Annotated in this window: 22 protein-coding genes; 11 read left to right on the forward strand and 11 right to left on the reverse strand. The window is 60.2% G+C overall.

Annotated elements, in window-relative coordinates; all coding sequences use genetic code 11:
- Positions 1-116: 116 nt before the first annotated feature.
- Positions 117-515, reverse strand: coding sequence for a DUF4783 domain-containing protein (locus H8B14_RS17575; RefSeq protein WP_187316976.1), 399 nt, complete (start codon positions 513-515; stop codon positions 117-119).
- 146 nt (positions 516-661) lie between these two features.
- Here H8B14_RS17575 and gpmI point away from each other — a divergent pair, with 146 nt between their 5' ends.
- A complete protein-coding gene (gene gpmI / locus H8B14_RS17580; RefSeq protein ID WP_187316977.1) occupies positions 662-2,209 on the forward strand; it encodes a 2,3-bisphosphoglycerate-independent phosphoglycerate mutase in 1,548 nt (515 codons plus the stop codon).
- The gene (locus H8B14_RS17585; protein ID WP_187316978.1) at positions 2,202-2,810 is read left to right on the forward strand and encodes a hypothetical protein; all 609 of its coding nucleotides are present in this window, start codon (positions 2,202-2,204) and stop codon (positions 2,808-2,810) included. The genes gpmI and H8B14_RS17585 overlap by 8 nt, the downstream gene beginning before the upstream one ends.
- Positions 2,811-2,901: 91 nt before the next feature.
- Here the strand turns inward: H8B14_RS17585 and H8B14_RS17590 are convergent, their stop codons facing one another.
- From H8B14_RS17590 to prfA, 4 genes are all read right to left on the reverse strand, one after another.
- On the reverse strand, positions 2,902-3,486 hold the full coding sequence (locus H8B14_RS17590; RefSeq protein ID WP_187316979.1) for a hypothetical protein: 585 nt from the start codon (positions 3,484-3,486) through the stop codon (positions 2,902-2,904).
- Positions 3,487-3,580: 94 nt separating this feature from the next.
- Positions 3,581-4,006 carry a secondary thiamine-phosphate synthase enzyme YjbQ gene (locus tag H8B14_RS17595; protein WP_187316980.1) on the reverse strand — a complete coding sequence of 142 codons (426 nt, stop codon included), beginning with the start codon at positions 4,004-4,006 and terminating at the stop codon, positions 3,581-3,583.
- Between the two features lie 4 nt (positions 4,007-4,010).
- Positions 4,011-5,534, reverse strand: a complete 1,524-nt coding sequence (locus H8B14_RS17600; RefSeq protein ID WP_187316981.1) for a hypothetical protein — start codon at positions 5,532-5,534, stop codon at positions 4,011-4,013.
- Between the two features lie 159 nt (positions 5,535-5,693).
- A complete protein-coding gene (gene prfA, locus H8B14_RS17605; protein WP_187316982.1) occupies positions 5,694-6,764 on the reverse strand; it encodes a peptide chain release factor 1 in 1,071 nt (356 codons plus the stop codon).
- A gap of 441 nt (positions 6,765-7,205) precedes the next feature.
- On the opposite strand from prfA, the gene thrA reads away from it, so the two are divergent.
- The 6 genes from thrA to H8B14_RS17635 all read left to right on the forward strand — a co-directional run bounded on the left by thrA (position 7,206) and on the right by H8B14_RS17635 (position 14,995).
- A complete protein-coding gene (gene thrA / locus H8B14_RS17610) occupies positions 7,206-9,650 on the forward strand; it encodes a bifunctional aspartate kinase/homoserine dehydrogenase I (RefSeq protein ID WP_187316983.1) in 2,445 nt (814 codons plus the stop codon).
- Between the two features lie 123 nt (positions 9,651-9,773).
- Positions 9,774-10,697, forward strand: coding sequence for a homoserine kinase (locus H8B14_RS17615; protein ID WP_187316984.1), 924 nt, complete (start codon positions 9,774-9,776; stop codon positions 10,695-10,697).
- A gap of 14 nt (positions 10,698-10,711) precedes the next feature.
- Positions 10,712-12,004: a threonine synthase gene (gene thrC / locus H8B14_RS17620; RefSeq protein WP_187316985.1), complete on the forward strand. Its 1,293-nt coding sequence runs from the start codon at positions 10,712-10,714 to the stop codon at positions 12,002-12,004.
- Positions 12,005-12,098: 94 nt separating this feature from the next.
- Complete coding sequence (locus tag H8B14_RS17625; protein ID WP_187316986.1) at positions 12,099-12,776, forward strand: c-type heme family protein; 678 nt, start codon at positions 12,099-12,101, stop codon at positions 12,774-12,776.
- A gap of 107 nt (positions 12,777-12,883) precedes the next feature.
- Complete coding sequence (locus H8B14_RS17630) at positions 12,884-13,633, forward strand: toxin-antitoxin system YwqK family antitoxin (RefSeq protein ID WP_187316987.1); 750 nt, start codon at positions 12,884-12,886, stop codon at positions 13,631-13,633.
- Between the two features lie 90 nt (positions 13,634-13,723).
- Complete coding sequence (locus H8B14_RS17635; protein WP_187316988.1) at positions 13,724-14,995, forward strand: protoporphyrinogen/coproporphyrinogen oxidase; 1,272 nt, start codon at positions 13,724-13,726, stop codon at positions 14,993-14,995.
- On the opposite strand, the gene H8B14_RS17640 is transcribed toward H8B14_RS17635, so the two are convergent.
- The 3 genes from H8B14_RS17640 to H8B14_RS17650 all read right to left on the reverse strand — a co-directional run bounded on the left by H8B14_RS17640 (position 14,992) and on the right by H8B14_RS17650 (position 16,639).
- Positions 14,992-15,762 (reverse strand): exodeoxyribonuclease III, encoded by a 771-nt coding sequence (locus H8B14_RS17640; RefSeq protein WP_187316989.1) that lies wholly within the window; start codon positions 15,760-15,762, stop codon positions 14,992-14,994. The genes H8B14_RS17635 and H8B14_RS17640 overlap by 4 nt on opposite strands.
- Positions 15,763-15,899: 137 nt before the next feature.
- Positions 15,900-16,265: a hypothetical protein gene (locus H8B14_RS17645; protein ID WP_410054464.1), complete on the reverse strand. Its 366-nt coding sequence runs from the start codon at positions 16,263-16,265 to the stop codon at positions 15,900-15,902.
- Positions 16,262-16,639 (reverse strand): carboxymuconolactone decarboxylase family protein, encoded by a 378-nt coding sequence (locus tag H8B14_RS17650; RefSeq protein WP_187316990.1) that lies wholly within the window; start codon positions 16,637-16,639, stop codon positions 16,262-16,264. The genes H8B14_RS17645 and H8B14_RS17650 overlap by 4 nt, the downstream gene beginning before the upstream one ends.
- Positions 16,640-16,886: 247 nt before the next feature.
- On the opposite strand from H8B14_RS17650, the gene H8B14_RS17655 reads away from it, so the two are divergent.
- Entirely contained in the window at positions 16,887-17,591 is a 705-nt protein-coding gene (locus tag H8B14_RS17655; protein WP_187316991.1) for a ComF family protein, read from the forward strand.
- Between the two features lie 183 nt (positions 17,592-17,774).
- Here the strand turns inward: H8B14_RS17655 and gldJ are convergent, their stop codons facing one another.
- Together gldJ and H8B14_RS17665 are read right to left on the reverse strand one after the other, a co-directional pair.
- The gene (gene gldJ, locus H8B14_RS17660) at positions 17,775-19,013 is read right to left on the reverse strand and encodes a gliding motility lipoprotein GldJ (RefSeq protein WP_187316992.1); all 1,239 of its coding nucleotides are present in this window, start codon (positions 19,011-19,013) and stop codon (positions 17,775-17,777) included.
- A 67-nt stretch (positions 19,014-19,080) separates the two neighbouring features.
- Positions 19,081-20,136: a PorP/SprF family type IX secretion system membrane protein gene (locus tag H8B14_RS17665; protein ID WP_187316993.1), complete on the reverse strand. Its 1,056-nt coding sequence runs from the start codon at positions 20,134-20,136 to the stop codon at positions 19,081-19,083.
- 277 nt (positions 20,137-20,413) lie between these two features.
- Between H8B14_RS17665 and H8B14_RS17670 the strand changes: the two genes are divergently transcribed.
- Positions 20,414-23,542 (forward strand): AsmA family protein, encoded by a 3,129-nt coding sequence (locus tag H8B14_RS17670; protein ID WP_187316994.1) that lies wholly within the window; start codon positions 20,414-20,416, stop codon positions 23,540-23,542.
- Positions 23,543-23,627: 85 nt separating this feature from the next.
- On the opposite strand, the gene H8B14_RS17675 is transcribed toward H8B14_RS17670, so the two are convergent.
- Positions 23,628-24,323 (reverse strand): outer membrane beta-barrel protein, encoded by a 696-nt coding sequence (locus H8B14_RS17675; protein ID WP_187316995.1) that lies wholly within the window; start codon positions 24,321-24,323, stop codon positions 23,628-23,630.
- A gap of 253 nt (positions 24,324-24,576) precedes the next feature.
- On the opposite strand from H8B14_RS17675, the gene H8B14_RS17680 reads away from it, so the two are divergent.
- Complete coding sequence (locus H8B14_RS17680) at positions 24,577-25,419, forward strand: DUF4382 domain-containing protein (protein ID WP_187316996.1); 843 nt, start codon at positions 24,577-24,579, stop codon at positions 25,417-25,419.
- Positions 25,420-25,793 lie beyond the last annotated feature (374 nt).

The following is a 25,793-nucleotide window of genomic DNA, read 5'->3' on the forward strand; positions in this document are numbered from 1 at the left end:
GCAGCCCGCTAGTGCGTATTACGCAACAGGCCCCCAGCACACGAATGCACTGGGGGCCTGCATGAAAAAAGTGAAGTACGAGCAAGAACAACTTACTCGGCTACTTCATCACTCAGTTACTCTTTCGTGAAGTCCATGTTGTCGATGCGCAGCACCCCGTTAACACTTTTCATTTTAATGAACACCCGATAAGGGCCCGATTTGCCGTTGTACTTGCCGATGGCGTACGGAATACCGCCCTGGCTGGCGCCTTGGTGCACAATATCGAAGGTGGCGGGGGCCGTCTTGGCAAAAAAGTCTTTGAGGACAAACTCTGCCTGAGTGGCGCTGTAGCTTTGCCGGTCGCCATCGAAGCTAATATCGACGGTGGGCCCGAAATACTGCGCCAATTCGCGCGAAGAAGCACTACGTAGCGCATTACGAACACCCCCGAATGTTTCGGCCTGTGCCAGCACCGCGCCCGAAGTCAGGAGCAGCCACACAAACAGGAAGGCATGGAAGAAGGTACGTTTCATGGGGAAGGTAAAGAATTCTTCATGCAGTACGCGAAAATGATGCCAAGCCTCCGCTACGTGCCAGCCGCCCGCCGGGTTGTGGGTTTGGCTGGTAAGCAAGATAAGAAAATGTGGCCGGTACGTGCGCGGCGCCTATCTTTGTGGGCATGAACAAACAGGTATTGTTGGTGATTCTGGACGGCTGGGGTCTAGCGCAGAATAAGGAGGTTTCGGCCATCGACAAGGCCCAGACGCCCTTCGTGGATTCGTTGTTCGAGCGGTTTCCGCACAGCAAGCTGCAGGCGTCCGGCGAGGCCGTGGGCTTGCCCGATGGCCAGATGGGCAACTCCGAAGTGGGCCACATGAACATCGGGGCCGGCCGCGTGGTGTATCAGGATCTGGTCCGCATCAACAAAGCCATTCGGGAGCGGAAGCTGGGTTTGGTGCCTGCGCTGGAAAAAGCCTTCGAGTATGCCCGCCTCAACAACAAGCCCGTGCACCTGATGGGGTTGCTGTCCGACGGCGGCGTGCACTCCCACCTCGACCATCTCAAAGCCCTGTGCACCCTGGCCCACGACGCCGACGTGCACAACGTGTTCATTCATGCCTTCACCGACGGCCGCGACACCGACCCCAAGGGTGGCGTGAGCTACGTCAATGACCTGGAGCAGCACCTGCAGCGCGGCGCCAGTGGCAAGATTGCCTCCATCGTGGGCCGCTACTACGCCATGGACCGCGACAACCGCTGGGAGCGGGTGAAAGTGGCCTACGACCTGCTGGTGAACGGCAAAGGCACGGCTTCGCAGAACCTGATTCAGAACATGCTGGACTCCTATAAGGAAGGCGTGACCGACGAATTTTTGAAGCCGATTGTGAAAGTAGGCGCCGATGGCCTGCCCCTGGCTACCATTCAGGAGGGCGACGTGGTTATCTGCTTCAACTTCCGCACCGACCGGGGCCGCGAAATCACGCAGGCCCTCACGCAGCAGGATTTTCACGCCTTCCAGATGCACCGGCTGAACCTGCACTACCTCACCATGACCAACTACGACGCCACGTTTACGGGCGTCACACCGATTTTCGAAAAAGACAACCTGGAAAATACGCTGGGCGAAATACTGGCGGCGCACCACAAAAAGCAGATCCGGATTGCGGAAACCGAGAAATACCCGCACGTCACGTTCTTCTTTTCCGGCGGCCGTGAGGTGGAGTTTGCCGGCGAAAACCGCATCATGCGCAACTCGCCGAAAGTAGCCACCTACGATCTGCAGCCGGAAATGAGTGCCTACGAGCTGCGCGACGCGCTGGTACCGGAACTGCGAGCCAACTCGGCCGACTTCATCGTGCTCAACTTCGCCAACACCGACATGGTGGGCCATACTGGCGTGTTTGAGGCGGCAGTGAAAGCGGCCGAGGCCGTAGATGCCTGCACCCGCGACGTGGTAGAAACGGCCTTGGCCGCCGGCTATGCCTGCATCGTTATTGCCGACCACGGCAACGCCGAGTTCATGATGAATCCCGACGGCTCGCCTAACACCGCCCACACCACCAACCTGGTACCCTGTATCTTAGCTGACGCGGACTACCGTGGCGCCTTGGCCGATGGCAAGCTGGGCGACATTGCGCCTACCGTGCTGGCCCTGATGGGCTTGCCGCAGCCGGCCGCCATGACCGGGCAGAGTTTGCTGCTTGCTACCGCTCCTGCCCGTGCCTAAGCGGCTGAGCGTATTGGCGCTGCTTGGTGTGCTGGCAGCTTGCGGAACAACCGACGACGAGGCGACGATACGCACCAACCCGGCCAACCGCAAGCCCGGCTACTTCGATGTGAAAGGCTATCTGGATTCGCAGGTAATGCGCCTCAACCAATTGCAGCCCGCCGTGGAAAAGCAGGTGCAGCTCCGCGACGGCCGCACCGAAACCACCCGCGTCACGAAAACCGACTGGGCCAAGGAACTGCAGATTTTCTACCAGGCCGACATCAACAAGCCGGCTTTGCGGGGAGCGTATTCAGAAAATATAGGAGCGCCATACAGCAACGCTGCGGGTGAAGGCATGTATGCTTACGTTCGTAAGCCCGGCATTGACGCCACAGTGGAGTCGTTAACTATCAATACGCTAGGTGCTGCAGGCCCTAAAGATCAGCTAGAGGAGTTGACAGCCGTTATAAAACAGGATAACGCACTATTTTACTCCGAAAAGAAGGTGCACATGCGTAGCCTCAACAATCGGCTGACCGAGTACGAAGTGCGCGGCGTGCAGAAGCTGGCGTTCTTCGATACGGTACGCTACTCCGTCCAGACCCGGATTCTGCAGTAAGGCTATCTACTTCAAACAAAGCGAGGAATTTGGGTTAAGCTATCTGACTGGCTCAACCCGAATTCCTCGCTTTATTCATAATGACAATTCGCTAGTCCAGGTAAGGCTGCACGCGGGCTACGCTGGGTTGGCCGGCCGTGAAAGTAGCCGAGACACTGTTGGCCCGCTCCGTGTCGCGGAGGCGTAGCTGCAGACAGGTTCCGCCGTTCTGCTTGGCCGACTCATTGAGCGTGGCCCGCAGGCGCCGACCATAGTCGGGCCGGAAGTTGGTGATGACAGCCTGCCGGAGCAGGTCTTTCTCGGGGGTGCGGTAGAATTCGAACTGGTTGCCCTGGTGCCGCAGCGTAAGAATGGTATCGATCTGCCCGGCTTCGTGCAGGTTGGCAAACGACTTGCGGGCCGTTACTTTGGCCCCAGCCGCCAGCAGCTCCGCCACGGTGGGCTCCAGCCCAAAAGGCTGGCCGGCCAAGCTGTCGTTGGTGAGCGTGCACACTGCCTTCGGAGCCGCGGCAGGCTGCGCACGGGGCTTGGCGGGCTGCTGCCGGGCAGGCTTTGGTGCCGTCCGCACAACCGTGTGGCCGTTGTCATCGGAGCCACAGCCAAACAGGCCCAGCGCCGCGTAGAGCAGCGCGGCTGAAAGGCCTTTGGAAGCAGACAACAATACGGCAGACAGCATAGCGCAGACAGCGGAACGATTTGGCTGTCATACGCAAAAGTCTCGTGGGCGGCTTGCTTACCCCCAATAATTCTGTGTCCTCGGCCCTGGCGTCCTACTCGTTGCCCATCAGCGTAGCCACCACCCAGCGCCGGCCTCCCTGATTGCGGTGCTCCCCAAGGTAGATGCCCTGCCAGGTGCCCAGCGCCAGTTCGCCGTTGGTAATCGGGACGCTCACGGCGTGGCCCAGCATAGCTGCTTTTAGGTGGGCCGGCATGTCGTCGGGGCCTTCCTGGGTGTGCTGGAAGTACGGCGCATTTTCGGGCACTACCTGGTTGAAATAGGCCTCGAAATCCGCCCGCACGGTAGGGTCGGCGTTTTCGTTGATGCTCAGGCTGGCGGAAGTATGCTGAATGAAAAAGTGTGCCGTACCAACCCGCAGCCGCTCCAGCTCGGGCAGTTCCGCCACCAGCAAATCGGTAATCAAATGAAAGCCGCGGCGCACGGCCGGCAGCCGCAGCCGCTTCTGGAAGTAAATCATAGCGCTACGGATTCACCCGCTCGTAAGCGCCCAGGTCGGGGGCGGTGGCGCTCCGGGCCTTGTTGACTAGGTCACGTGGTACCAGGGCATCAAACCGGGCCTTGTTGCTGGCCGGCGAGAGAGTATCGAGGCGGTAGTCGTATTTGTCGGCGGCGTTTTCGGGGGAGCGTCTGAACTTCGGGTTGGTGTTGAGCAGGTTGTTGAGCGCCGGATTGCTCAGGCCGGGCTTGTTGGCGGCATCAGTGGCGGCGGCGTACTCGCGGGTGCGGAGCAGGCTGTTGCGGATGCTGATGCTGCCACGGTACCGGTCACTGTTCTCAAAGAACAGCTCATCGGCAATAGAGCCCCACACAATGGAGTTGTTGATGCTGATACCGATGGTAATAGGGCTCACCAATGGCCGCGTACTGGCGGGCTCGTTCGTGAACGACAGCGACGCCGTTTCGCGCCGAATGAACAGTGGCGTATAGTTGGCGATAGTGCAATAGTTGAGGTTGTACAGGCCACCGCCCACGCCTGCTATGGCATACTCGCCGCAGTTGGTGAACAGGCAGTTGGTCAGGTCGAAGTCGCCGGAGAAGCTGAGTACGCCGCCGCCGTTGAAGCTCTGCCCACCGCTGCCAAATGTGAGGCCGGCCCCCGATATGTTGCGCACAATGGTGTTACGCACCGTCACCTTGGGGTGCGGCCGGTTGCGGGGGTTGAAAATCAGCAACCCAAACGAGGCGTTTTTGATTTCCACGAAGTTCACCACGTTGCTGCGGCTGCTGCTGGCATCAAACTGAATGCCAGCCCACTGGCCCGGCACATCGTTGTAGGTAGCTTCCAGCCGGTCGCCCTGGAACCGGACCATCGTGGTACGGTCGTCGTCCTTCAGCTCGGTGGTGGGCACAGCGTTTTCATTGATAAGCAGCGTACCACGCACAACCAGGGCCGCGCCGGCGTGCGAGTAGATGCGCGTGCCGGGCTGAATCCGGAGCGTACAGAGCGAATCGACAAGTGCCGCACCGTAGATAACGTGGGGCTTGTCGTTCAGCCACACGGCGTTGCAGGGCAGGCGCTCCAGCACGTGGAAGTAAGCATTCTGGCCGTACGCTACCAGCTTCACGTCCTGCTCATTGCCGTTGGTCGTAAACAACAGTTGGTCAGTGAGCAGGAAAGGCTTCAGGGCCGAGGTGGCACCGAGACGGGCCTTCACCAGAATCAGCAAACTGTCTTTGCCGCGCACTTCGAGGCCCGCAGCAGCCTGCCGCTCGTCGCCGTTGATGATGAGCGAGTAGGTGCCGGGGTTGGTGTCGGCCAGCCGAATCTGGTCGATTTTCACGGCCCGGCTGTTGCGGTTATACACCCACAGCCGCTTGCTCACGGTGCCCACCTGCGTGAATACCGTATCAAAAAGTACGGTATCGGCCGAAAACTCCAGCTTGGCGCTGTTGTCGGTGGTGAGCAGGTCTTCCTTTGGCTCGCAGCCCGGCAACAACGCCAGCAGGGCCGCACAAACCAACAGCAACGGGAGTAGAAAGCGCATAGAGAACAAAACAAAAAAGAACGTCAGGCAGAGGCGGCGCCGAAGCATCTCGCGTGCTGATGTTGCTATAGCAAGTACCACACTAGCGAGATGCTTCGGCGCCGCCTCTGCCTGACGTTCTCACTCGCCAATAGGGCTAACGAGCAGATTTCGCCTTTATTACGAGACGCCTTCTTTCAACCGCTCGGCACTCTCGGCCAGGCGCAGCTGCTCCACGAAGTCGTCGATGTTGCCGTCCATTACGCTGGCCAGGTTATACACGGTGAAGCCAATGCGGTGGTCGGTCACGCGGCCTTGCGGGTAGTTGTAAGTACGGATTTTGTCGGACCGGTCGCCGCCGCCAATCATGCTCTTGCGTTGGGCACCTTCGGCTTCGTTTTTCTTGGCCAGCTCAATTTCGTAGAGGCGCGAGCGAAGCACCTGCAGTGCCTTATCGAAGTTTTTGAGCTGCGACTTCTGGTCCTGGCACTGAGCCACGAGGCCGGTGGGCAAGTGGGTGAGGCGCACGGCCGAGTAGGTGGTGTTCACCGACTGGCCACCAGGACCCGACGACATGAACAGGTCTTTGCGCACATCGTTCATGTCAATCTGTACGTCCAGTTCCTCGGCTTCCGGCATCACCACGATGGAGGCTACTGAAGTGTGGATGCGGCCCTGGGTTTCGGTGGCCGGCACGCGCTGCACGCGGTGCACACCGCTCTCAAACTTGAGCTTGCCGTACACATCCTCGCCCTTCACGGCCAGAATAATCTCCTTGTAGCCGCCCGAGGTACCTTCGGTGGCATCAATCAGGTCCATTTTCAGGCCCTGCTTTTCCGCAAAGCGCATGTACATACGCTGCAGGTCGCCGGCGAAGATAGCCGCTTCGTCGCCGCCAGCACCCGCCCGGATTTCCATGATGACGTCCTTGCTGTCGTTGGGGTCGCGCGGGAGCAGCAGGTCTTTGATGACCGTTTCGAGGCGTTCCTGCTCGGGATAGAGCGTTTCCAACTCGTCCTTGGCCATCTGGCGGAAGTCTTCGTCCTTCTCAGTCGAAATAACTTCTTTCGCGCTGTCAATATTGGCCAGCACGTTCTGGTAGGCCTTGTATTCGGTCACAATCTTGCCCAAGTCCTTGTACTCTTTGTTCAGGGACTTAAAGCGTTTCATGTCGCTCATGGCGTCGGGCTGCGTCAGCAGCTCGCTCACGTCGTTGTAGCGCTGTTGGATGGCCTCCAGTTTATCTAGCATCTTGCCTTCGGGGAATTGTATTTGCAGCTGCAAAGGTACTGAAAACAAACACGTGTAGGTTGGCTGGAGGTTTCACCTGGTGCCGTTTGCGCGCACGGCCTGCAAAAAACCCAGTTGCTGCTGTCGGCTTTTTGAAAAGTTTCTCTACTTTGAGCCTGTTCTATCTGCTGCCATGCTTCCGCTTGTTGCTTTGCACTTGCTTTTTTCACTACCCGCTGTCAGCTCACCCCTGACAACCACAGGTACGGCTACAACAACCCGCTGACGCGGGCTGCCAAACCTCCTTTTCCTTTCCCCAGAGTTTTCGCAGCCCGTCGCTGGCCGCTTCCTACCCCGGAAGCCCCGGCCCGACGGGCTTCTTTGTGTGGTGCCGCTTCGGCCCTTGCTATCCTCTTCTCCGCCCAGCATCCTTCTCCTGTCTTCCTTCTAAGCTCTACTTATATGCAGGTTCTCAAATTCGGCGGTACGTCGGTGGCTACAGCTGCCAATCTTCAGCGCGTGGCACGGCTGGCCGCCGCCGCGGCCCGGCAGCAGCCCACAGTGGTAGTGGTATCGGCCCTGGGTGGCACTACGGATCTGCTGATTGAGGCCGGCCGCGCTGCCGCCACCGGCCACGATGACTACCGCGCCCACCTGCGCCAGCTGGAGCTGCGCCACCTGGAAGCCGTGCGCAGCTTACTGCCCGTGCCCGCCCAGAGCGAAGTGCTGAGCTTTGTAAAAAACTACTGCAACGAGCTGGACAGCATCTGCGACGGAATATTTGCACTTGGCGAGCTATCCGACCGTACGCTGGACCGGCTGATGAGCTACGGCGAGCTGCTGGCTTCGGAGCTGCTGGCGGCAACGCTACGCAGCCAGCATGTACCGCACCTCTGGCACGACAGCCGCCAGCTAATTCGCACCAACTCGCAGCACGGCTTTGCGGCCGTGGATGTGGTTCTGACCAACCGGCAGATCCGGGAGTTTGTGGCGGCGCAGCCGGCGGACCTCTACGTGGTACCCGGCTTTATCGGCAGCGACGCTCAGGGCGCCACCACCACGCTGGGCCGCGGCGGCTCCGACTACACGGCGGCCCTGTTTGCCGGGGCACTGGCCGCCGAGCAACTGGAAATCTGGACCGATGTGAGCGGCATGATGACAGCCGACCCGCGGCTGGTGTCGGCGGCGCGGCCCATTCCGCGCATCTCGTATCAGGAGGCCATGGAACTGTCGCACTTCGGGGCCAAGGTGCTGTATCCGCCTACCATTCAGCCCGTCATGAGCCAGGGCATTCCGCTCTGGATTAAAAACACGTTTGCGCCCGACGATGCCGGCACGCTGGTGGAAGTGCGCCCGCCTGCCAACCACGAAGTGGTGCGGGGCTTGAGCAGCATCAGTGGGCTGGCTTTGCTGAGCCTTGAAGGCAGCGGCATGGTGGGCATTCCGGGTTTCTCCAGGCGGCTGTTTGGGGTGCTGGCGCAGGAGCGAATCAACGTGATTCTCATCACCCAAAGCTCCTCGGAGCATTCCATCTGCGTGGCGGTGCGCGCCGCCGATGCGCCCCACGCCCAAGTGGCCGTGGATGAAGAGTTTGGGCCCGAAATAGCCGCTGGCCGCGTGGAGCCGCTGCGCCTGGAAACCGACCTGGCCATTGTGGCGCTGGTAGGTGAGCAGATGCGCAACCACTCGGGCATCAGTGGGCGCATGTTTGGGGCGCTCGGCAATAACGGTATTAACATCCGGGCCATTGCGCAGGGCTCGTCGGAGCGCAACATTTCCGTCGTGATTCGGGCCCACGACGTGCGCAAGGCCATCAACGTGCTGCACGAAGACTTCTTTGAGGAATCGGTGAAGCAGGTGAACGTGTTTGTGGCAGGCGTAGGCAATGTGGGCGGCAAGCTGCTAGAGCAGATAGCCCGGCAGCAGCCCTGGCTGCGCTCAACGCTGCGCCTGAACCTGCGCGTGGTAGGGCTGGCCAACAGTCGCCGCTTCGTGCTCGATGAAAATGGCCTCGACCTGGCGCACTGGCCCGAGGCGCTGGAGCAGGGCCTGCCACTACGTTTGCTGGAGCTGGTGCGCGAGCTGCAGGCCCGGAACCTGCGCAACACCGTGTTCGTGGACGTAACGGCCAACGCCGACGTGGCCAACATCTACGCGCAACTGCTGGAGAAGAGCATTGCCGTGGTGGCCTGCAACAAGGTGGCCGCGTCGTCGGAATATATGAGCTATGCCCGGCTGAAGGCGCTGGCGCGGGAGTTCAGTGCGGGATTCCTGTTTGAAACCAACGTGGGCGCGGGCCTGCCCGTCATCGGGACGCTGAATGACTTGCTGCGCAGCGGCGACGAGGTGCGGCGCATGGAAGCCGTGCTATCGGGCACGCTCAACTTCGTGTTCAACCACTACGACGGCAGCCGGCCCTTTGCCGAGGTGGTGCGCCAGGCCCAGACCGAAGGCTACACCGAGCCCGACCCGCGCCTCGACCTCAACGGCTCCGACGTGGCCCGCAAAATCCTGATTCTGGCCCGCGAAGCCGGCCAGGTAATGGAAATAGCCGACATCCGCAACGAGTCGTTTCTGCCGGCCTCCTGCCTGGAAGGCGACGTATCAGCATTTTACGAGCAGCTGGCCGTGCACGAGCCGCATTTCCGGGCACTATACGATGCCGCGGCTGCTGAAGGCAAGCGCCTCAAGTTTGTGGCCCGCTATTCAGGCGGCCAGGCGAGTGTGGGGCTGCAGGCCGTAGCGCCCGGCCACGATTTCTACGAACTGCAGGGCAAGGACAACGCCGTACTGTTTTTCACCAACCGCTACCCGCAACAGCCGCTGGTGGTGAAGGGCGCCGGCGCCGGGGCCGACGTGACGGCCTCCGGCGTATTTGCCGACATTGTGCGCGCCGCCCGGGTGTAATGCACCTACATCCTAGGGCTGAAGCCCTGGGCTAGTTAGCGGGAAACTTCCCATCATTTTCCGCTGCATAGCCCAGGGCTTCAGCCCTGGAATTTCGCGCAGAGCCAGCTTTTCTTTCGATATATGACTAATTCCGTTACTGTTTACGCGCCTGCAACTGTTGCCAATGTGGTGTGCGGCTTTGATGTGCTGGGTTTTGCGCTGGCCGCACCCTTCGACACCATGCACCTGCGCCGCACGCTGGAACCGGGCGTGGTCATCCTCAACGAAGACGACTACAACCTGCCCACCGAGCCCGCCCGCAACGTGGCCGGGGCGGCGCTGCTGGCCCTTTTGCGGGCTACCGGGGAGTCGACAGGCTTTGAGATGCGCATCAGAAAAGGTATCAAGCCAGGCAGTGGCATTGGCAGCAGTGCGGCCAGCGCGGCGGGAGCAGTGGTGGCGGCCAACCGGCTGCTCAACGACCGGTTCAGCCCGGAAGAATTGGTGCAATTTGCCATGTTTGGAGAGGAAGTGGCCAGCGGTGCCCGCCACGCTGACAACATCGCGCCGGCCATCTACGGCGGCTTCACCCTCATCCGCTCCGCCGACCCGCTCGACATTGTGCCGCTGCAGGCGCCAGAACTACACGTTACGGTGGTGCATCCGCAGATTGAGGTGCGCACCGCCGACGCTCGCCGGATTCTGCGCCAGCAGGTGCCACTGAAAGACGCTATCCGGCAGTGGGGCAACGTGGCCGGGCTGGTGGCGGGCCTGCTGCAATCCGACTACGACCTGATTGGCCGCTCTCTGGAAGACGTGATTGTGGAGCCCGTGCGCAGCATTCTGATTCCGGGCTTTGCGGCGGTGAAGGCAGCCAGCTTGGCGGCTGGGGCGCTGGGCGGCGGTATTTCCGGCTCCGGCCCTTCCATCTTCATGCTCAGCCGCGACGAGGCCACCGCCCAGGCCGTGGCCCATGCCATGCGCCACATATACGAGCCGTTGGGCGTCGATTTTCACATTCACGTCACCACCCTCAGCTCAGTGGGCGTGCGGTTTTCCGTCTGATATCCTTTGCCGTTATGCGCTACTATAGCCTCAATCGTCGTTCCCCTTCCGTTGATTTTCAGGCGGCCACGGTAGCCGGACAGGCGCCCGATGGCGGCTTGTACTTCCCGGAGCAGATTCCGCGCTTTTCCGCCGAATTTCTGGCGCAGCTGCCCAAGCTACCGCGCGCGGAAGTAGCTTACGAGGTCATACGGCCCTACGTGGGCACCTGCATTCCGGAAGAGGAGCTACGTCGGATCTGCGCCGAAACCGTGGACTTCGCTTTTCCGCTGGTGCCGGTTTCCAGGCGGATTTCGGCGCTGGAGCTATTTCATGGGCCCACACTGGCGTTTAAAGATGTAGGGGCCCGGTTTATGAGCCGCTGCCTGGGCTACTTCTCGCGGCAGCAGGCAGCGCCCGTTACGGTGCTGGTGGCCACTTCCGGCGACACCGGCGGGGCCGTAGCCGACGGATTCCTGGGCGTGCCGGGCGTGGAAGTGGTGATTCTGTATCCGTTGGGCAAAGTCAGCCCGCTGCAGGAAAAGCAGCTCACCACGCTCGGCCGGAATATTACGGCGCTGGAGGTGCGCGGCAACTTCGACGACTGCCAGCAGCTGGTGAAGCAGGCGTTTCTGGACCCCAAAGTGGCTCGGCGCCGCCAGCTGACTTCAGCCAACTCTATTAATGTGGCGCGGTGGCTGCCGCAGCAGTTCTACTACCTGTTTGCGCTGCAGCAGTGGCCGCACACTACGCTGCCGGTGGTAGCGGTGCCCAGCGGCAACTTTGGCAACCTGTGCGCCGGGCTGCTGGCGCACGCCTCGGGCTTGCCAATCGGCCACTTTATAGCGGCCTGCAACGCCAACGACGCCGTGGCCGATTACCTGCGCACCGGTGCGTTTGCGGCCCGGCCAGCCGTGGCCACGCTTTCCAATGCCATGGACGTGGGCAACCCCAGCAATTTCGTTCGCATTCTGGAGCTGTTTGGGCAGCAGCACGCCACCCTGAGTGAGCTGGTCAGCGGCGCCACTATCACCGATGCCCAGACTCAGGACACCATCCGGCGCACCTATCAGCAAACCGGCTACCTGCCTGACCCGCATGGCGCCGTAGCGCTGCTGGCGCTGGAACAGCGCTTAACCGAACACCCAGCCGCCCAAGGATTTTTTCTGGAAACAGCACACCCCATCAAGTTTCCGGAGGTGGTAGAGCCAATAATTGGGGCCGCCGTGCCGGTACCGGCCGCCGTGCAGGGCTTGTTCTCGAAGCCCAAACAAAGCGTGCTGCTGGAGCCGCACTACGAGGCCCTGCAGGAATTTCTGCTGCGCTGAGAAGCAAGGTAAAGTCTGTAGGACTGCTTGCTCTGCAAACGAAGAGCCGCTTGCCCTGTTTATCTTGCCGACTCCACCTTTCGCTACCTAGTTAATGCGCCATTTCCTTCGCACCGCCGGGGCTGCTACACTGCTCCTGGTCGCAGCCTGCCGCCCCGACCAGATTGAGCACCTGCGTGAAAGCAAAAGAATTGGGGCGGAGGCTGAAAACTGGGTGGTGAAGCGCATCATGCCCGAAGACCTGCTTCGCGCCACTCGCTGGGCCGGCGACTCGCTCACTCGCCACGCCGACCGGGAGCTACTGCGCGTGCTGCGCGAAAAGCTGGCCGAAGGTGGCGTGGTGGCTGCCCTGCCCTACTGCCGCCCCGAGACATTTCCGCGCGTCGATTCGGTGGCCAAGGTATTGCAGGCCAGCGCCCGCCGGGTAAGCAGCAAGCCGCGCAACCCCGCCAACCAGGCCGCCCTCACCGCTCTTGATCTGCAGCCCGACACCACCCGCCAGGTGACCCGGCCCAACGCCGAGACGTTCTTCTACCAGCGCCCCATCGTCGCCAACGACGCGCTGTGTTTGCGCTGCCACGGCAAGGTTGGCAAAGACCTGAGCGCCGCCGACTACGCCCTCATCCGCAAGCAGTTTGCGCAGGACCAGGCCACCGGCTACGCGCTGGGTGAGCCCATGGGCGTGTGGCGCCTCACGCTCAAGCGCCCCGGCGTGGCCGAGTTCTGGACGATGAAAACCCGCAAGATTCCGAAGCGCCGCAAGCTATTTTAGCGTCCGTAGTTGCTACTGTTGCTACGTAGTAGCACCGCTTTGGTGGCCTGGTCTGGCCGCAAGCCCGCAGACGATTACTCCCGTATCTATCTACAATCCTGTTACCTATGAACCGCTACCTTGTACTATTACTGCTACTTTATTTTGCTGCCGGCCCAGCTTGGGCGCAGGAGGCCACGCTGCCAAAAGCCAAGCTCAACGACTGCTACCGCGTGGTGGGCAAAGACAGCGTGGTGTTCTACTACTCTGATGAGTACGTGCTGACGCCGCCCGGATGCGCCACCATCCGGCGCCACGTGCGCCTCGACAGTGCCGGCCGTTTCCAGGGCTTTGTGCGCGACTATCGACTGGCCAACAACATGCTGCAGGTGCAGGGCGCCTACCGAACCGGGCGCAAAGAAGGCGTTTTCGAAATCTATCATCCGAATGGCGAGCTGGCAGCCAGAGGCCGCTACCTGCAGGGCCGGGAAGTGGGCGACTGGGCATACTGGTACCCAACGGGCCGGCCACGCCAGATCCTGAGCTTCCGCGACGGCCACGCCCCCCTGATTCAGCAGTTCTGGAACGAAACCGGTACCCAGCTCGTGAAGGATGGCAATGGCACCTGGTACCGCAACGAAATGGGCCTGAATCTGGCAGGGTCGGTGCAGCAGGGTGTTCCGGATGGCCGTTGGGTGCTGCGCCGCCTCGCCAATGAAACCATAGTAGTGCGCGAGATTTTCAAGGATGGCTACTTCCGGAGCGGCATTCTAGTCGATACTCTGGAAACCTACCAGGACGAGTCGAGGCTGGAAATTGCCGATTGGGACGCCTACAGCCAGGGCGAGGTATACACGCTTAATAAAGTATGCCCCTAGCCTTTCCGCCGGCGTGGTGCGCATTACCTAACCCTCCGCAGACTTGGTGCGGCCCCAACCTTCCGGGCGGTTTTGGAGTTTGGGGCTGATATGACTGCTTCCTCTTCTGACCTCTCCGCGCCCATCATTATTGTTGGGGCTGGCATGGCCGGCCTCACTTGTGCCAACTACCTGCACCGCGCCGGCCGCGCTGTGGTGGTGCTGGAAGCGGCCGAAGCCGTGGGTGGCCGCGTCCGCACCGACAGTACGCCCGAGGGCTTCCGTCTCGACCGGGGCTTTCAGGTGCTGCTGACCAAGTATCCTGAAGTGCAGCGCCTGCTCGACTACGGCGCGCTAAATTTGAAAACCTTCCGCTCCGGCGCAGTTATCCGGTTGGCTTCCGGCCAGGAAACCACTTTGCGCAACCCGTTGCGTCAGCCCATAGCAGCTCTGCCAGCGGCCGTATCCCCGATTGGCACGCTGATGGACAAGCTGCGCATTGCCAGCCTAGCCCAGCACGTGGCGCGCAGCAGCAGCGAGGAACTCCTGAACCGGCCATCTACTGATACGCTTACGTTTCTGCGCCGCTATGGCTGGAGCGAGCAAATCATCGACAACTTCTTCCGGCCATTCTTTGGAGGCGTATTTCTGGACCGCAGCCTGACTACGGCCAGCAATTTTTTTGAGTTTGTGTTCAAGCAGTTTGTGGAGGGCGACGCCGTGGTACCGGCGCTGGGCATGCAGCAGATTCCGGAGCAGCTGGCCGCCCGCTTGCCCGCCGGCACCGTGCGCCTCAACTCGGCGGTAGAAGCCATCGACGGCACCACCGTACGCCTGCGAGGCGGCGAAACGCTGCAGGCGGCGGCCGTGGTGGTGGCTACCGAAGGCAACACCGCTTCGGAGTTGTTGCCAGCGCTGCCCCAGGCGCCGGCCACTACCTGGCGCCGCACCACCTGCACCTACTTTTCGGCCCTCTCTTCCCCCGCCCACCACGACCGACTGCTGCGCCTCAACGCTATGCCGGGGCAGTTGTCGCACAACGTGTGCTTTCCGTCGGATGTCTCTGCTGACTATGCGCCCACGGGCCGTACGCTGGTTTCGGTGAGCACCCATGGCGAGCATGGCCTGCCCGAAACCACCCTCACCACCATGCTGCGGGCCGAACTGATGCTGTGGTTTGGGGAAGAAGTCAGCCAGTGGGAGCATCTGCGCACCTACGAGCTGCCGTACGCACTGCCCGTGTACGCCGCCGGCCAGCCGGTGCAGCAGCCTCAGCGCATCAGCGCCACGCTCTACCGCTGCGGCGACGTCACGGCTTATCCGTCGCTGAACGCCGCCATGGCCTCCGGCCGGGAAGTGGCTGAGATGCTGCTCCAGGACTAACCCTGGCTGATTTCTACCCACACCGGGCAGTGGTCGGAATGCACGGCGTCGGGTAGCAGGCCGGCGCCGGCGAGGCGAGGCGTCAATTCCGTATCTACCAGCAGATGGTCGAGGCGCCAGCCCACGTTGCGGGCGCGCGAGCCGGCGCGGTAGCTCCACCAGGAGTAGTGGCCGGGCGCGTCGCCGTGCTGGTGCCGGAACGAGTCGGTGCAGCCATCAGCCAGAAAGTCTTTGAACCACTGTCGTTCCTCGGGCGTGTAGCCGGGGCTGTTCTGGTTGGCCTTAGGGTTGTGCAGATCAATAGCTGTCTGGCAGCAGTTGAAGTCGCCACCGATAACGAGCTGGCGGCCTTCGGCGCGCAGCTGCCGCACATAGTCGCGGAAAAAGTGCAGCCATTCCACCTTGAACGCCTGCCGCTCCGGCCCGCTCGTGCCCGAAGGCATGTACACGTTCAGCACCGAAAGCGCACCAAAATCCAGCCGCAGCACGCGGCCTTCGATGTCATACAGGTCCGCGCCGCAGCCTACGGCAACGGCTGTGGGTGCTTGCTTCGTGAAGGTGGCCACGCCGCTGTAGCCGGGCTTCTGGGCAGGGTGCAGATACGCTTCATAGCCCAGCGCCGCGAATCCCGCTACGTCCAGCGGTTCGCGGCCCGCCTTGATTTCCTGCACGCACAGCACATCGGGCTGGGTTTGCTGCACCCACTCCAGCAAACCCTTGCTCACGGCTGAGCGCAACCCGTTGACGTTGTAGCTGATGATGTGCATGTAGTGGATTTTTGGGTTGGTGGAATACCTCTGCTATCCTGAGCCTGCAAGGAACCTTATCACGCCAGAACGATGACGTTTAGCCAGTACAGAAGTGATAAGGTCCTTCGCAAGCTCAGGATGACAGAAGATTTCATTTACTCGCCGCCCATTTCAGCGAAATACTCCAGAATATGCCACTTGAGCATTCGTTCCTGTTCTTTCAGGCTGGCAAACGGCACGGGCTTCACCAGCCGGAAATGCGGCCAGCCCTCCTCGTCTACCTGCTCCAGCTCGTAGTAGCCGGAAAGGCTAAACAGGCGGCAGGTGGCAATGTGCATCAGGTCCTGCTTTTGCTCTTTGGTGAAAGGCCCGGCGCCCTGGCCCAGCTCTTGCACACCTATCAGCAGCAGTAGCGCGTTCAGGTCGGGCTTTTTACCGAACCGCTCGCGCATCTGGTTCATGAAACCGTACCAGCGTTCTTCAAACTGGGTTTCGGTTTCGTCGGGGTGCATGAGGCTCATGCGTCGTGGTGGTGTTCAGGGGCGGCCTCTACGGCTTCCGTTTTCAGAATCTCCCAGTACTCCACGGCCCGGCGGAAGTGCGGTATCACAATGCTGCCGCCGATGAGGTTGGCAATGGCAAACACCTCGTAGATTTCCTCGTCGGTGAGCTTTTCCTCGAAGCACTTGCCCAAGTGGTACTTGATGCAGTCGTCGCAGCGCAGCACCATAGAGCAGGCAAGGCCCAGCATCTCCTTGGTTTTCACATCCACGGCGCCGGCCTGGTACGTGTTGGTGTCGAGGTTGAAGAAGCGCTTGATGACCTTATTATCAGCAGCCATGATCTTCTCGTTCATGCGCTGGCGGTATTCGTTGAATTCAGTTACTTGCGACATATCGTTGATGAGGTAATAAGGTGAATTGCAGCACCGTAGCACGAAGCCTGCGCTCCGCGTTCCACTAAACGGCTCGCTACCAAGTCGTTTTGCTACAGCAACGTGATACGAAGCACAGACTTCGCCATACTGCAACTATGACCGTGAGTTGCTACTTTCAATCCGGCCCGTTCTAACCGCGAAATTAAACAGAAGTTCGCCAGCGTTTGCCGCCGGGCCTATCCTGTTACTATTAATGCCATTTGTTATGCGTGCCGCCGCTGCCACTATTCTTGCCGATTTCTGGGGTTTGATTTTCCCACGGGTGTGCCTGGGTTGCCAGGAGCCGCTGGCCCGCGGCGAGGAGCACCTCTGTACCGGCTGCCGCGCCCAGCTTCCTTACACCGACTACCACCTGCTGCCCGCAGCCGACAACCCGCTGGCGCGCCGCTTCTGGGGCAAGCTGCCCGTGCGCCACGCCCTGAGCTACCTGCGGTTTTTGCGCCGCGGCCGGGTGCAGCACCTGCTGCATCAGCTCAAGTACCAAGGCCAGCGCGACGTAGGCTTGGCCCTCGGCCGCTGGTACGGCCACGACCTGGCCGCTACGGGCTTCACCTTCGACCTCATCGTGCCGGTGCCGTTGCACCCGCGCAAGCTGGCCCGGCGCGGCTTCAATCAGTCCGACCCTTTTGCCGAGGGCCTTGCCGAAGCGCTGCACACGCCCTGGCACGCCACCGCCTTGCGCCGCACCTCTCATACCGATTCTCAGACCCGCAAAAACCGGGTGCAGCGCTGGCAGAACGTAGCCGAAGTATTTGAAGTAGCCGATGCCTCCGCCATCCAGGGCAAGCACGTGCTGGTCGTAGATGATGTGCTGACTACCGGCGCCACCCTCGAAGCCTGCGCCGCCGCGCTTTTGGCAGCCGGCGCCGCCGAAGTCAGCATTGCCACTATTGCCTGCGCTGACCGCTAATCACGGATTCTCACGGATATTCCGCGGATTTCACGGATTTTGTGGACGGCGCTAAGTTGCTTACTTCAACCAGACTACAATAAAAAGAGGCTTGCCGGTTGGCAAGCCTCTTCGTTTTAAATGAGCGTCAATCGTCCACAAAATCCGTGAAATCCGCGAACAATCCGCGACAATCCGTGGTCCTTACTTGTTCGAGCCAGCGTTGATCATAGCGCAGCGGAAGCCGATGGTGGCCGTAGCCGAGTCTTCAGCCATGAAGCGGCGCGTACCCGGCGACAGCCAGTACGCTACGTCGCGCCACGAACCGCCTTTGTACACCCGCACGTGGTCGTCGATCAGCGACTGGTAGCCTTTCTTGTCGTACTTCTCCGACGGGTCAAGGAAGCCGTTGCGGCGGAAGGGGTTCAAATCTTCTACGTCTTCAAACGAAAGTGGACGGTAAATATCCTGCACCCACTCGTTCACGTTGCCCGACATGTTGTACAGGCCGTAGTCGTTCGGTGGGTAAGCGTAGATGTACTCCGTAATCATGGCGCCGTCGTTGAGCGAGCCGGCAATACCGGCGTAGTCACCGCGGCCACGCTTGAAGTTGGCGAGGAACTGGCCCATCTTACCGCCATACGAGTTCCGCACCTGGCGGCCATCCCATGGGTAGATGCGCTTGTTCTCCTGGTTTTCGTTGCCGGTTTCCTGGGTACCGATGAGGGCCTGCGCCGCATATTCCCACTCTGCCTCGGTGGGCAGGCGGTAGTTCGGCAGCGTGTTGCCGTTTTCAATTGCCACTTTGGCTTTGCCTTCGGCTCCTTCAGCAGCAGCGTCGTCGCCTTTCTTTCTGCGCTTAAACAGACCACCGCCGCCGCCGCTCTCTTCCGAGTTGCCAGCCAGCGTTTCGTTCACCTTCGACGTACGCCAGGTGCAATAGTCGTTGGCCTGCAGCCAGCTTACGCCCACCACCGGGAAGAAGCGGAAGCCGGGGTAACGCAGGTAGTAGTCTACGTACGGGTCGTTGAACGACAGCTCGCGCGCCCATACTGTAGTATCAGGCAAAGCGGACTGATAGAACTCCTCCGACGAGTCTTTGCGGATGAAGTGCAGGTATTCCAGCCAGTGGATGTTGGCCACCTCGGCTTCGTCCATGTAGAACGAGGCGATGGTCACGGTGCGCTCCACGTTGTCGTGGGTCATCGTTACGTCCTCTTCCTGCGAGCCGAGTACGGTGCGGCCACCTTCAATAAAGATAAGGCCCGGGCCTTCGGGAATGCCGGCATAATCCGCCACTTTCATCCCCTCTTCGGTATTATAATCGATGCCCGTAGTGGAGCTATACTTACCGGGTTTAGTAGCAGTCGGCGGACCGCTTTTGCAGGAAGCCAAAGCGCAGGCTCCTACGACCGCAAAACGCAGGTACTTGGAAAAATTCATGATTGAGTTGAAACTACCTGTTAGAAAACGTTTTAGGCAAGGCAAGTTGCTGCAATAATACAACAATTCAGAACGATGGCCAAGGAGGCGCCGGGGAATTTCGACGTTTGAGGCGACGCCAGGCGGCGTCCAGCGAATCAAACGCCCGTAGAGTCAAAGTTATTTCATGGGCGCCGCCCAAGTCGGCACTCAAGCTACTCAGGGCCACGTCGTAAGCATACCCAACCCGGAAGCTGCCCAAGCTGACGCCCGCAATGGCCGTCAGAATCTGCTGCGGGTGTGGCGCGCCAGGTAGCGGAACGCCGCGGTACATGGCTCCCAGCGTGAGCGGCGTCACGGTTGCGTACAATCCGGCTTCGGCCCGCTCGGAACCGCCCTGCCGCACATAATGTGCGGTGGGTGTGATACTTATTTCGCGGGTTTGCTGGCGCTCGGTGCGCTGCAGGAAGTAGTGCTTGTAACCGGTGCTGATGTCGTAGCGGATGGGCAGCGTGCCCTGAGTGCGAAACCCGAGGTCGGGCTGGTTGAGGTGATGCCCGGCCACCGACACCCAGAAATTCTCGGAGTACAGCAGCAGGCCGGTGCCCACACTCAGGTAGCTGACCGGGTTGAAATCGAGCGGCTCGGCGGTGGTGGGCGTCGTGGTGCCATCTTCGGAAAGCTGGTCGCCGAACACGAGGTTGCCGTAGCTGATGCGTTGGTTGCCGTAGCTGGCCCGCAAACCGCCGCTGAATGACAGGGTCTTGTTGAGGCGGGTCTGGTAGGCATATAGGCCGCCTACTTCGAAGCGGGTGTAGCCCAAGCCGCCGGTGCGGTCGTGGTTGAGCAGAAGTCCGATGGAATTATGCTGATCCTTGAGGCGGTAGTCGGCGGCGAGCTGACTGGTAGTGAAGGTGCCGGCCAGCGTGGGAAACTGGTTGCGGTAGCTGAGCGTGACGCTGGCATCGTCGAGGAGGCCGGCGAAAGCGGGGTTCTGATGCAGGCGGTTGGCGTAGGGCTGGGCAAAGTACAGGTCCTGCGCAGTGGCAGGTAGCGCCCCTACGGCGCCCACTACTGCCAGCGCCAGCGGCCGGTGGAAGCGGCCGGGACGGCGGCGGATTATGCGTCGGAATAGCCCTGTCATCAAGAGGTTAAACGCCGGCCTGGCGTGGTATCGTACACAACAATGTGGCTTTGCGGAAACTAAATTGCCACTTTCCTGCCTCATTAGCAGTATCCGGCGGGTATTAATCGACCAACCCGAGCATTTTGGCGACCAGCCCGCGGCCGTTGCCGGGCCAAGGCTGCTACTTTTGCTACGCTTTAGGGATTAGGGCATAGAAATTGGGAAATAGACCGTTGCTACTTCCCAAGCCCCATGCTCTAAGCCCGGTTCCTTAAGCCCTAACTCCTCTCTACTTATGCGTAAATTCTGGATTGGCCTATTGATTTTCGTGGTGGTGCTGGTAGCTGGCGTGGCCCTGACGCCGCTGCTGTTCAAAGATAAAATCAAGCAGGCCCTCGACAAGCAGCTGGCTCAGCGCGTGGATGCCGAGGTGCAATATCAGCCCGAAAACGTCAGTCTGAGCTTGTTCAGCACCTTTCCGGATCTGGCGCTGGGCATTGATGAGCTGCGCGTGATTGGGCAGGACTCTTTTGCGCGCGACACGCTAGCCTACCTGCCCTCGTTGCGGGTGGGGTTGGATCTGATGAGCGTCATCCGCGGTGAGCAAATCAAAATCAAGAGTATCGTGCTCGACCGACCCAACATCAGCGTGAAAACCCTGAAAAGCGGCCGCGCCAACTGGGACGTGATGCTCTCTGACTCGGCTGCCGCGGCCAAGGGCCAGGACACGACGGCGCTCAGCTTAGCCATCAGCAAGTGGGAAGTAACCGACGGGCATTTGCGCTACGAGGACCGCACGATTCTCTTCAATATGGAGCTGCGCGGCCTTAACCACACCGGCTCCGGCGACTTCGAGCAGAACATCTTCGATTTGGTCAGCCAGACCGAAGCGCGGGAGTTTTCAATGACCCACGACGGCACCGAATACGTGACGCGCAAGAAGCTGACCGGCGACGTGACCCTGGCCATGGACCTGGAAAAGATGCTGTTCACCTTTAAAGACAACAAAGTGCAGCTCAACGACTTCCCGGCGCAGTTTGCCGGCACCATCGGGCTGCCGAATGATACGGACATCACCTACGACCTGACCTTCAAAGCGTTGGAAACCGACTTCAAGAACATCTTGAGCTTGGTGCCGGGCGTGTACACGGCACAGTTCAAGGATGTGGAAGCCAGCGGGCAGGTGGCGTTTGATGGCTATTTCAAGGGTGTGCAGAACGAGGTGCGCATGCCCGGCTACGGCGTGAACCTGCAGGTGAAAAACGGCATGTTCCACTACCCGCAGCTGCCCCAGGCGGCCAAGAACATCAACGTGGATATGGTGGTGGACAACCCGTCGGGCTTCACCAACAACATGAAAGTCAACGTGAAGCAATTCCACCTCGACCTGGGCCAGAACCCGATTGATGGTAATGTGGCCATCGACGGGCTGGAGCCGATGAAGGTGGACGGCCGCGTGAAAGCCAACGTAGACCTGGCCGAAATGATGAAGGTGTACCCGGTGCAGGATTTGCTGCTGCGCGGCAAGCTGTTCGTGGATGGCACCGCTAAGGGCACGTATTCCAAGACGCAGATGCCGGTGGTGCAGGCCAAGATGAACCTCACCAATGGCTACGTGAAGAGCAAGCAGTTTCCGGCCCCGATTGAGAATCTAGCCGTTACGGGTGTTGTCACGAACCCTACAGGCCAGCTCAACGATACGCGCGTGGACATCAGCAACTTCCGGATGCTGCTGGACGGCGAGCCGCTGGCCGGCCGCGTGAGCACCCAGGGCGTAGATAAGCTGCGCTTCGATGCAGACGTGAAAGGCACCGTGGACCTCACCAAAATCACGAAAATATTCCCGCTGGACGGCATGACCGTGACAGGCCGCCTCAACGGCAACGTGGCCGCCAAGGGCAATATGGCCGACATTGAGGCCGGACGCTACCAGTCGGTGGTGGCGTCGGGCACGGTGCAGGCGCAGAACATCACCTACAAGAGTGCCGACCTGCCGCAGGGCATGCGCGTGACCCGCGCCACGGCTACCTTCAACAACGACCAGATAGTTTTGCGCGACATGGCTGGCTTCGTGGGCTCGTCGGATGTGGCGGCCTCGGGCACCATCAGCAACTACATGGGTTACCTGTTTGTGCCCGGCCAGATGCTGCGCGGCAACCTGACGGTGAATTCCAGCCGCTTCAACGTGAACGAGTGGATGGTGGACGAGGTGACGGCAGCGCCGAGCAAGGGTGCCACGGCTGCCACGAAAGCCCCCACCACCGCTACCAAGGCCGACGGCGTGCTGCAGATTCCGAAGGAGTTTGATCTGACCTTGAACACCACCGTGGGCCAGGTGATTTACGACAACCTCAAGCTCGACAACGTGAAAGGCACCGTGGGCGTGCGCGACCAGACGGCCACGCTCAACGGCCTGACGTTTAACACGCTGGGTGGCGCATTTGCCACCACTGGCTCGTATAGTAGCAAGAACCTAGCACACCCCAAGTTCAACTTTGGGCTGAACATCAAGAACCTGAATTTCCAGAATGCCTTTTCGGCTTTCAACTCCATCAAAACGTTGGTGCCGCTGGCCAACAACCTGGAAGGCATCTTCTCCACCAACTTCAGCGTGAGCGGCGAAATGGGCCCCGACATGATGCCCAACTACAGCACGCTCACCGGCAAAGGCCTGTTTGAGGTGGTGCGGGCCGCCGTGAGTGGCTCACCGGTGATGGAAAAAATCAGCAGCCTCACGCAGTTTCAGGAGCTGAAGAGCTTTGCGGTGAACAACAAGGATGTGGCCGCCGAAATCATCAACGGCAACTTCATTGTGAAGCCCTTCGACCTGACCGTGGGCCAGGTGAAGATGACGGTGGGCGGCTCCAACAACATCAGCAGCGGCGGCCTGGAATACGTGACGGCCCTGAATGTGCCCACCGGCAAGCTCGGCAGCCAGCTCAGCAGCCAACTCACGCGTCTCACCGGCGTGTCGGACATCAAAGGCACGGAGCGCGTGACCTTGGGCCTTTCCATTGGGGGCACCACCAGCAACCCTATCGTGAAGCTGACCACCGGCAGCGTGAAGGCGCAGGCCAAGGACCTGGTGACCAACATTGTGCAGGCCAAGGTGGATGACGCCAAGCTGCAGCTGCAGGCCAAAGCCAAAGTAGCGCAGGACAGCCTGCAGCGCGAACTGCAGCGCAAGCAGCTGGAACTCCAGAACAAGGCCCAGCTGGAAATTGAAAAGCGCCGCCTCGAAGCTCAGGCCAAGCTGAAAGAGCAAGCCACAAAAGGCCTTAACTCCTTGTTTGGCAAGCCAAAAGCTCAACCCACCAAGCCCGCCACCCCTACTCCTACTCCGGACCCTACGCCCGCTCCCGCTGACCCCAAACCCGCGGACCCGGAGCCAACCAAGCCGGACTCTGCGAAAGCCGGCAACTAACTTCTGCCTTTCCCTTTAAGACCCCAGCCGGCCATTTCTCCCAGGAGAAATGGCCGGCTGCTTTTATGGCTTGGCACTTGCGAAGCTATGGCTGGCCAAACAGCACACCCAATGTAGCCGTGTAGCCGCTGTGGCGCAGGGTATAGGCCGTGCCCATAAATTCGCGCTGGAAAAAGTCATGGGTATCAGGAGAATAGCGGAAATTGAGAGAGTATGCGTGGCGCCCCTGCCGCCAGTCGAGGCCGCCGCCCACGGCTGGCGACAGAATGGCCCCGTTGTGAGTGTAGACGTTGGCCGGCGCATAATAGCGCTGGTTGATTTCCCGCTCGTTGAGAGCCAGATTCAGGGCCGCGCCGCCTTCCAGATGCACGCCTACCGGCCCGGCCACGGGTACAGCCAGCCGCAACAACACCGGCAGCTGCAGGTAGTTGATGACAATAGGATCCTGGTCGTAGAAGCCGGTATCCGTCATCTGGCCGCCTTTGCGCACGTAGTTCAGTTCGCCCTGCAGAAACAGGACCGAGTGCAGCTGGCGGCGCACCACGGCCCCCACCGTAAACCATTCCAGTGGATGGTTGGTGCCCTGTAGCGGGCCGTAGCCGGCATTGTAGATCCGCATTTTGAAATCCACTTCCGAGCCGGAAAGCTCGTGGCGGCTGTAGCCAGCCTGTATCCCAACCCAAGTGCGGTACTCGGTGGGCGGTGTGGTAGTTGGAGTGGCCTGGGCGGTGGCTATGCCAGGAGCGGCAGCCAGCAGGAAAGGGAGTAACAATAGACGCATAGCAAGCCTGTAAGAATTGGCCGCCCAGATACCGAGAGGTGTCGGGGGCGCACAAAACTATAGCACCGACACCCCAACCCGAAAGCTGACCATGAATTTCTTTTCGTAGGCTTAAGAAAAGAAGACAATATGATTTTACTTAGCAGCGTTGAAGCGCACCCTGGCCCGCTTGTTGCCAGGCAACACCACAGGACAACTGCCGTATAGTGCCGCACTCCCAGTTCACACCATCACCAACTCCACTTTTATTGCCATGAAAATCAACCGCTTGCTTCCTTTTGCCTTTTTAGGAGCCCTTACGCTGGGGGCCTGCAGCACCGACGATTCCTCGTCGGATGAAACCAAGCTGGAAGTTCGCCTCATGGATGCGCCCGGTGATTTTCAGCAGGTCGTTTTGGATGTAATAAAGATTGAAGTACACCTGAAAGAAGAAAATAACCCGGACGGCTGGCAGCTGCTACCTTTTCAGGCGCAGGCCATCAATGTGCTGGATTACGTGAATGGCCGCTCGGCTTTGCTGGTTAGCACAGACTTCCAGCCCGGCGACCTGAAGGAAATCCGGCTGATACTGGGCCCTAACTCTTACGTGGTGGGCCGCGACGGCCAGCGCTACGACCTCAAAACGCCCAGCGGCCAGACCTCGGGTGTAAAGCTTAAGCTGGACAAAGCCACGCTGCGCGAGCGGGAAACCTTCCAGCTGCTGCTTGACTTTGATGTGGCCCGCTCTATTGTGGAGCGCGGCAACTGGCGCCCCGGCAACGACAAGAAGGAGCGTTACCTGCTGAAGCCCGTGATTCGGGTGCTGGCCCAGGAGCTGCGCGCCAGCCTGCGCGGCACCGCTACGCCGGCCGCTGCCCGGCCGCAGGTGCTAGCCATCCGCCAGAGCATCACGCCCGCCGACACGTTCAGCACCGCTGCCGACGCTACGTCGGGCGCGTTCCAGTTTAGCGGCCTGCCTTCCGGTACCTACCGCGTTGAGTTGTTCCCGACCACGACTGCACCGACTAGCCAGGCCGCTTACCGCACTGTGACTGTGAACGGCATCACCATTGTAAATGATCAGGTGAAAGAGCTGGGCTCGATTCCGCTGAACTAAGCTGCTTATTTCTACTATGCAAAAGCCCCGTGTGCTACCTGTGGCGCGCGGGGCTTTTGCCGTTTAGCCGGTAGCTGGCAAGTATTATTTTAACGTGCTTGGACTCTTAATCTGCAGCGTTGTTCTTAGCGGCATAAATCAAGTAAATCTTACTATTTCTCCAGCGCATACTTCTATTTCCCCAGTATAATTTTACCGCTTGGCCGCTCTATTGTCATTATAAGATACAAGATGCCAATGTTTTGCCAGGCAGGTCAACAAGCAGACAAATTTTTATCTATTTTGCCGGACGAATACATTCGTCAATAGCACTTTATGTATTCCAGCCTGCTCATCCTTCACTTCCTTTCCTTATGAACAAATTCTTCTCTGCC

It is taken from the genome of Hymenobacter puniceus (assembly GCF_014333525.1).
Taxonomy (GTDB): Bacteria; Bacteroidota; Bacteroidia; order Cytophagales; family Hymenobacteraceae; genus Hymenobacter.

Coding starts and splice junctions, on each gene's coding strand:
- H8B14_RS17645 (WP_410054464.1), bottom strand. CDS start 16,265: ATGAGCCTCATGCACCCCGACGAAACCGAAACCCAGTTTGAAGAACGC.
- thrC (WP_187316985.1), top strand. CDS start 10,712: ATGCGCTACTATAGCCTCAATCGTCGTTCCCCTTCCGTTGATTTTCAG.
- thrA (WP_187316983.1), top strand. CDS start 7,206: ATGCAGGTTCTCAAATTCGGCGGTACGTCGGTGGCTACAGCTGCCAAT.
- H8B14_RS17630 (WP_187316987.1), top strand. CDS start 12,884: ATGAACCGCTACCTTGTACTATTACTGCTACTTTATTTTGCTGCCGGC.
- H8B14_RS17575 (WP_187316976.1), bottom strand. CDS start 515: ATGAAACGTACCTTCTTCCATGCCTTCCTGTTTGTGTGGCTGCTCCTG.
- H8B14_RS17670 (WP_187316994.1), top strand. CDS start 20,414: ATGCGTAAATTCTGGATTGGCCTATTGATTTTCGTGGTGGTGCTGGTA.
- H8B14_RS17625 (WP_187316986.1), top strand. CDS start 12,099: ATGCGCCATTTCCTTCGCACCGCCGGGGCTGCTACACTGCTCCTGGTC.
- gldJ (WP_187316992.1), bottom strand. CDS start 19,013: ATGAATTTTTCCAAGTACCTGCGTTTTGCGGTCGTAGGAGCCTGCGCT.
- H8B14_RS17675 (WP_187316995.1), bottom strand. CDS start 24,323: ATGCGTCTATTGTTACTCCCTTTCCTGCTGGCTGCCGCTCCTGGCATA.
- H8B14_RS17655 (WP_187316991.1), top strand. CDS start 16,887: ATGCGTGCCGCCGCTGCCACTATTCTTGCCGATTTCTGGGGTTTGATT.
- H8B14_RS17665 (WP_187316993.1), bottom strand. CDS start 20,136: ATGACAGGGCTATTCCGACGCATAATCCGCCGCCGTCCCGGCCGCTTC.
- H8B14_RS17595 (WP_187316980.1), bottom strand. CDS start 4,006: ATGATTTACTTCCAGAAGCGGCTGCGGCTGCCGGCCGTGCGCCGCGGC.
- H8B14_RS17640 (WP_187316989.1), bottom strand. CDS start 15,762: ATGCACATCATCAGCTACAACGTCAACGGGTTGCGCTCAGCCGTGAGC.
- H8B14_RS17635 (WP_187316988.1), top strand. CDS start 13,724: ATGACTGCTTCCTCTTCTGACCTCTCCGCGCCCATCATTATTGTTGGG.
- H8B14_RS17680 (WP_187316996.1), top strand. CDS start 24,577: ATGAAAATCAACCGCTTGCTTCCTTTTGCCTTTTTAGGAGCCCTTACG.
- H8B14_RS17615 (WP_187316984.1), top strand. CDS start 9,774: ATGACTAATTCCGTTACTGTTTACGCGCCTGCAACTGTTGCCAATGTG.
- H8B14_RS17650 (WP_187316990.1), bottom strand. CDS start 16,639: ATGTCGCAAGTAACTGAATTCAACGAATACCGCCAGCGCATGAACGAG.
- prfA (WP_187316982.1), bottom strand. CDS start 6,764: ATGCTAGATAAACTGGAGGCCATCCAACAGCGCTACAACGACGTGAGC.
- gpmI (WP_187316977.1), top strand. CDS start 662: ATGAACAAACAGGTATTGTTGGTGATTCTGGACGGCTGGGGTCTAGCG.
- H8B14_RS17600 (WP_187316981.1), bottom strand. CDS start 5,534: ATGCGCTTTCTACTCCCGTTGCTGTTGGTTTGTGCGGCCCTGCTGGCG.
- H8B14_RS17590 (WP_187316979.1), bottom strand. CDS start 3,486: ATGCTGTCTGCCGTATTGTTGTCTGCTTCCAAAGGCCTTTCAGCCGCG.